The organism is Nodosilinea sp. LEGE 07298, assembly GCF_015207265.1.
In the GTDB taxonomy this organism is placed as follows: Bacteria; Cyanobacteriota; Cyanobacteriia; order Phormidesmidales; family Phormidesmidaceae; genus Nodosilinea.
Genome location: NZ_JADEXE010000366.1, coordinates 1 through 5671, shown reverse-complemented (window position 1 = coordinate 5671; position 5671 = coordinate 1). Strand labels below are relative to the sequence as shown.

Below are 5671 nucleotides of genomic sequence, written 5' to 3'. Positions count from 1 at the left end.
GTCTGCAATGGGAAGACAAATCGTTTTATCGCCTGCGGTTCCACGCTTCCGTCGTTGCTTGGCCATCACGTTGGCCTCCTAAGCGCTCTACCCCTATTTTACTCGACACAAACTTGGGTGGAACTAGGATTGAGCCCCGCCATGATGGCGGCATCGTCGCCCAAGAACTCGCGCAGCGGCTGATCCACCGGCCCTGGGTCGGGCAGAGTTTTGATGGGTTCGGTTGGGGTGGATACTGTGGAGCCATTAGCCAATGGTAAATGTCGTGGGTTTGCCCCAACCAGTGGGAGAGTTGTCTTGGGTGGCGTTATCGAATCATCGAAGGCTTCCCACTCCGGCAGAAACCGTTCCTTGATTTCTAGAATCTGAGTTGTCAACTGCTGAATCGATCGCACAGCCTGCCGCCGAATTTCATCCTGGGGAGCCTGAACCGCTGCCATCGCAAACGGGCCATAGCAGCCATTCAATGCCGATCGCATACGGGCATGGAGGTCATGGCGAGACTTTCCTCGGCAGTAACCAATCACCGCTACATCCAGCTCATCCCGGCTGGAGTACTGAATTCGAGCCTTTGTTTCTGAGGTTTGGGTCATGCTTCTGAGTCCTCATCTTTGTTGCGATTAGAGAGAGGTTGGCGCTATCGAGCCTGGCTTGGCTTGGCGCTGTACATGAACGTTTTGAACAACCCATAGACATCGGCCCAGCGGACACTGGTGATCAAGTCGGGTTCAGCTGTGCCATCCTGGCCCCGCAACACATCGGTCATCTCCTGTCGCAGGGCTTCGGCCCAGGTGATCTGCTGGGCAAGCCCGCGCTGGTCAAAAAACTGCTCCAGCTCTGGCCGAATGAAGTAGGCGGCCCCCCCGCCGACAATCACCTCCACCTCAGCCGAGGGCAGCCACTGCACCAGAAACTGATTCACCCGATCCAAATAGAACTCACGGGCGTAGCTACAGGCCTTAGCCAGGTCGAGAGCTTCCTTGCGGCCTGGGACGTGAAAGGTGGGGTGCCCCTGAAGGATTGCTTCCAGCAGAGCCGGATCATCGGGGGCGACACCCGGTAGCTCAGTGGCACATTGCTTCAGGTATTCCACAAACCCCGGCCCCTGGGAAGTGCTGTTGGTTTCCTGGGGCGTGCTGCCCTTCTCAAAGGTGAGGATAGAGAGATTGCGGTGGCCAAACATCAGGACGACGACGGTAGAATCGCGAATCCCTACCCCAGCCCTGGCCAGCTGCAACCCCTTGGCCAGGTAGAGACCGGCCCCCTCTGGCTGCATCTCGATACGCTCTAGCTGCCCAAACAAAGACCGGCCCCGAAAGCTGAAGTCTGAGATGGCCCCCAGAATCTGAGCCTTCAACTCCTTGCGGTCTTGCCAATATTCTTCCAATGGCAGCAGCAGGCCCAGCTGAGCGGTGAACTCACAGCCTGAGCTGTCGGAGTCCTGGGCTGCTAGGGTTTTCTCTGCGATGACGCCGAGGGTGGCCAAGATTTTGTAGACGGCGCGATCGCGCTTTGGCAGAGCCAGACCTGAGTCACCCTTTTGGGCGATCGCCAACGCCCCAATGGCATAGGCACTATTGCCCACCATCACATAGGCACTATCCCCCGGTTCCTGGCTGGTCAGCCCACCCAACATCAGCCGATCAAGCCGAGCCGGGTTCAAACGAGCTACTTGAGGGTCGAGGTGCAGTAGGTAGGGCTGGCCCTGCCAGTAGAGACACTTGGTGGCAGAGCTGCCCATGTCGATGTAGGTCTGGATAATTTGGGTCATAGTTCGAATGCCAACAACAGCGTTTAATCAACAGCTTGAAGCTGCAAGAATGCCTCCAAGTTTATTGATCGATATCTGTATTCTGAGTTGTCATTTTTATTCACGACTTAATAACGACTGAATTGTTATCTTCAGCAAAATTCATCATCGTTTTGATGACTGAAGAATTTCATTCACGGCTTATTCACGACTTGATAACGACTTGTCTAGCCAGAGTCTGGGAGAAATCCAGAATCACTGAATCATTCACGACTTGATAACGACTTATTCACGACTTGCCCTTTTTTAGGGTGAAGATTCTAATCAACAGATTGATGAATAAAAACAAACTTTGCAGCTCCCTGGGCTGAACAGAACCGGCATTTTCTGTGAGCTAAAACAGAGATTATTGCCCCTTGTATTCTCCCCAGGAAATGCCCGGCAGAAGACTGATGGGCTGCCCTGGGGGCTACGCCACTCCACTGCGTTTCGTAGCTCCGCGTTTCACACACCACGCCCAGCCCTGGGCCAGGGGGTTGCTGAAACCCAGCAATATCAAGGCTTTCAGATATGGGAGCCAATGGCCGGTCGTTTACGAATCACTGACGAATTCACGGAAAAGCTCATGGGTAAAGGATTTAGCGTCTCGCTGCCTCTCGAAGAGGCGGCGATCGTCGAGAAAGAGGCCAATCGGCTGGGCCTACCCGCCGCCAGCATCATTCGCCTGATGATGCGCGATGGTCAACAGCGCCGCGAACTGGAACGGCAGGTGGATGATTTGAAGGCTCGGATGGAGCTGCTGCAAGTGCAGTTTCAGGGGCTCCAGATTTTGCTAGAGACCATTGCCCTAGAGCAGGCCAATGCTCGGGGGCCGCAAGCGCTGGAAAATCGCAAGGCGCTGATTCAGGAAATCCGCAAGCGCCAGGGCTTGGTAGAGAGATAGGAGGTCAGCCATGCTCAGCCTGACAGTGATCAGCGCCAACCAGGGCGAGACCTACTACACCGCCGAGAACTACTACACCAATGAAGAGAACCAGGCCCACTCCGGTTGGTGGGGCCAGGGGGCCAAGAGCCTGGGGCTAGCGGGCCAGGTGCAGGGAGGCGACTTCAAGAATCTGCTCCATGGTTCTCATCCCCAAGGGCACCAAACCCTATCGGGTCGAAAGATTGACCCGGAGCGCCATCGGGCCGGGTTGGATTTAACCTTTAGTGCGCCCAAGAGCATCAGCCTAGCGGCACTGGTCGGGGGAAATGAAGCGATCGAGCAAGCCCATCGCACTGCTGTTACTCGTACCCTGTCCATCATCGAAGAGCGCTATGCCCAAACACGGGTACGGACGCCAGAGGGACGGCAGGCGATCGCCACCGGCAACCTGATCGTCGCCCAGTTCCATCACGACACCTCTCGCGAGAAGGATCCGCAGCTGCACACTCATTGTGTGGTGATCAACGCCACGCAGCTCGCTAACGGACGCTGGCAGTCGCTCCATAACGACATCCTCTTCAAGCAGCAGAAGCTCTTGGGGATGATTTACCAGAACGAGTTGGCGGTGGAGGTGCAGCGCCTGGGCTACGGCATTGAGCCCAGGGCCAACGGTCAATTTGAACTCAGGGGATATCGACCTGACGACCTCCAGACCTTCTCCAAACGGCGAGAGCAGATTTTAGCGGCGGTAGAGGAGAATGCGACGGCCCAGGAGCGAGAGCTGGCCACCCTGATGACCCGTGCGCCCAAGGGCAAGGAAATCCCTCGGGAAGAGCTGCGCACCTACTGGCAGCAGCAGGCCCAGGCGTTGAAGCTGGAGCACCCTCAACCCCAGCTGATGGACTGGCAGAGCCAGCCAAAGCGAGCCACGCAAGCCGGGCTGACTCACTGCGCTGAGCGGGAGGCGGTGTTCAACCGCGAGCAGGTGGAGCGGTTTGCCCTGGAGAACCATTTGGGGCAGCAGCTATTCGATGACGTGCAACAGACCTTGGATACCGATCCGGAGGTAATTCATACTCACGACCAGCGGCTGACCACCCAGACGGCGGTGCTGCGGGAGCTGGACACGATTCGCACGGTGTTGGATGGTCGGGGAGATGTGGGGAGTATTGCTGCCCCAGCACTGGTAGAAGAACATCTGCGCGATCAGGGGTTGACTAAGGGCCAGGTGCAGGGCGTGATGTTGGCGGCCACTACCCGCGATCGCTTCATCGCCTGGCAGGGCGTGGCCGGGGCCGGGAAAAGCTATGCCCTGAATCAGTTTCGTCAGATTGCGGAGTCCCAGGGCTATCGGGTTCGTGGCTTTGCCCCCAGTGCGGAAGCCGCGAAATCCTTGGGCGACTCGGCCCAGATTCAGCCGGTGGAAACGGTAGCGGCGTTGCTGTGTGCTCAACCGGTGGAACCGAACCCGGCTCAGCCCGAGGTTTGGGTAGTAGACGAAGCGGGGCTCTTGAGTGCCAAGGATGCGCTGGCCCTGGTGACCAAAGCCCAGGCGCAGCAGGCTAGGGTAATTTTGGTGGGAGATACCCGGCAACTGTCGGCGGTGGAGGCGGGGAACCCGTTCAAGAGTTTGCAGCAGGCGGGGATGGCGACGGCCTACCTCACCCAGTCCTTGCGACAAAAGAATCAGCAGATCAAGGCGGGGGTTGACCTGATTGCCGCTGGGGAGATTGCGGCGGGGGTGCAGCAGTTGAAGCCTTACATTCAGCAGGTGAGTAGTCAGGAGGCGAGGGCGGCGGCGATCGCCCGCGACTATCTCGCCCTGGCCCCAGATGAGCGAAATAAGACCCTGCTGTTGGCGGGCACCAACCAGGAGCGGTTGGCGATTACCCAGCTGGTGCGGGAGGGCCTGAAGGTAGAAGGAACCCTGGGCCAGAGCCTAACGGTGAAGCGGCTGAAGGCGAGAGATTTGACAGAGACCCAGGCGAGCTATGCCCATCATTTCCAGCCGGGGAATGTGCTGATTCCCCAGGCCAGCTACAAGCGGCTGGGATTAGAAAAAGGGCAGCACTACGAGGTGCTGGCGACGGGTAGCCCCAGCAATGGGCTGACGCTGCGGGGGCCATCCGGGGCGGCGTTACAGGTGGATCCAGCCCAGATCCGGCGGAAGTCGGTCTATGAGGTGGAGGAAATGGAGATTGCAGTGGGCGATCGCCTGCGGTGGACGCGCAATGACCATACCCTGGGGCGGCGCAATGGCCAGGAGTTTGAGGTGGTGGGCTTGGAGGAGAGGCAGGTGATGATTCGCTGGGGGCGAGGGGAGTCGGGATGCTTCGAGAGTTCGGAGCTGGCGCATCTGGACTATGCGCTGGTCAGCACTACCTATGCAGCCCAGGGCAAGTCGGCGGAGTGGGTGATTGGGGCGTTGGATCGCTATGTGGCGCGGGAGAGCTTTTATGTGGCGGTGAGCCGGGTGAAGCGGGAGCTGCGGCTATATGTTTCGGAGGATTTGGATCAGCTGATTAAGCGAGTGGAGCGGTCTAGGGCGAAGGAAAACCCTGGGGAAGTGACCGGTTTGGGCATTGAGTATCCCCAGCCTGCTGATGGAAGGTCGCTGGTGGATGTGGGGGCTCCGGTGGGAAGGGCTGATCCGCATCTAAACCTGACTTCCACCCTTTGCAGGGGTGGTGTGAAAGAAGGGCTGGAACGCTAGCAGAAGATATTTGGAAGGCACCGACACTGAGGGGAATTGGGAATAATCTGAAAGCATGGTGTAGAAGGCACTGGCAGCCTTTGAGAAATCAATATGGATGAGCAGCGGGTGCAGGCGTATCTGGAGTTGATTCAGGCATTGCTGGCCTGTCCGGAGGGGCATGAGGGAACGGTGTTAAAGCAGCACGGCGACCTGGTGGATGAGAGGTTGCTACAGATGATAGGGGCGGTGGCGGCCCAGTTGCGACAGCAGGGGGATGGGAGGACTGCGGACTGGTTGGAGA

4 protein-coding genes and 1 pseudogene are annotated in these 5671 nt (G+C 58.1%); 3 read left to right on the top strand and 2 right to left on the bottom strand.

Annotation, left to right across the window (positions count from 1 at the left end):
* Nucleotides 1-98 precede the first annotated feature (98 nt).
* Both IQ273_RS29420 and IQ273_RS29415 read right to left on the bottom strand, forming a co-directional pair.
* Nucleotides 99-593 (bottom strand): hypothetical protein, encoded by a 495-nt coding sequence (locus tag IQ273_RS29420; protein ID WP_194026661.1) that lies wholly within the window; start codon nt 591-593, stop codon nt 99-101.
* A gap of 44 nt (nt 594-637) precedes the next feature.
* A complete protein-coding gene (locus IQ273_RS29415) occupies nt 638-1771 on the bottom strand; it encodes a ParM/StbA family protein (RefSeq protein WP_194026660.1) in 1134 nt (377 codons plus the stop codon).
* Nucleotides 1772-2375: 604 nt separating this feature from the next.
* Between IQ273_RS29415 and IQ273_RS29410 the strand changes: the two genes are divergently transcribed.
* From IQ273_RS29410 to IQ273_RS29400, 3 genes and pseudogenes are all read left to right on the top strand, one after another.
* Nucleotides 2376-2693 (top strand): hypothetical protein, encoded by a 318-nt coding sequence (locus IQ273_RS29410; protein WP_194026659.1) that lies wholly within the window; start codon nt 2376-2378, stop codon nt 2691-2693.
* 10 nt (nt 2694-2703) lie between these two features.
* On the top strand, nt 2704-5388 hold the full coding sequence (gene mobF / locus IQ273_RS29405; RefSeq protein ID WP_194026658.1) for a MobF family relaxase: 2685 nt from the start codon (nt 2704-2706) through the stop codon (nt 5386-5388).
* A gap of 93 nt (nt 5389-5481) precedes the next feature.
* Nucleotides 5482-5671: pseudogene (locus tag IQ273_RS29400) on the top strand (hypothetical protein); the annotation flags it as partial.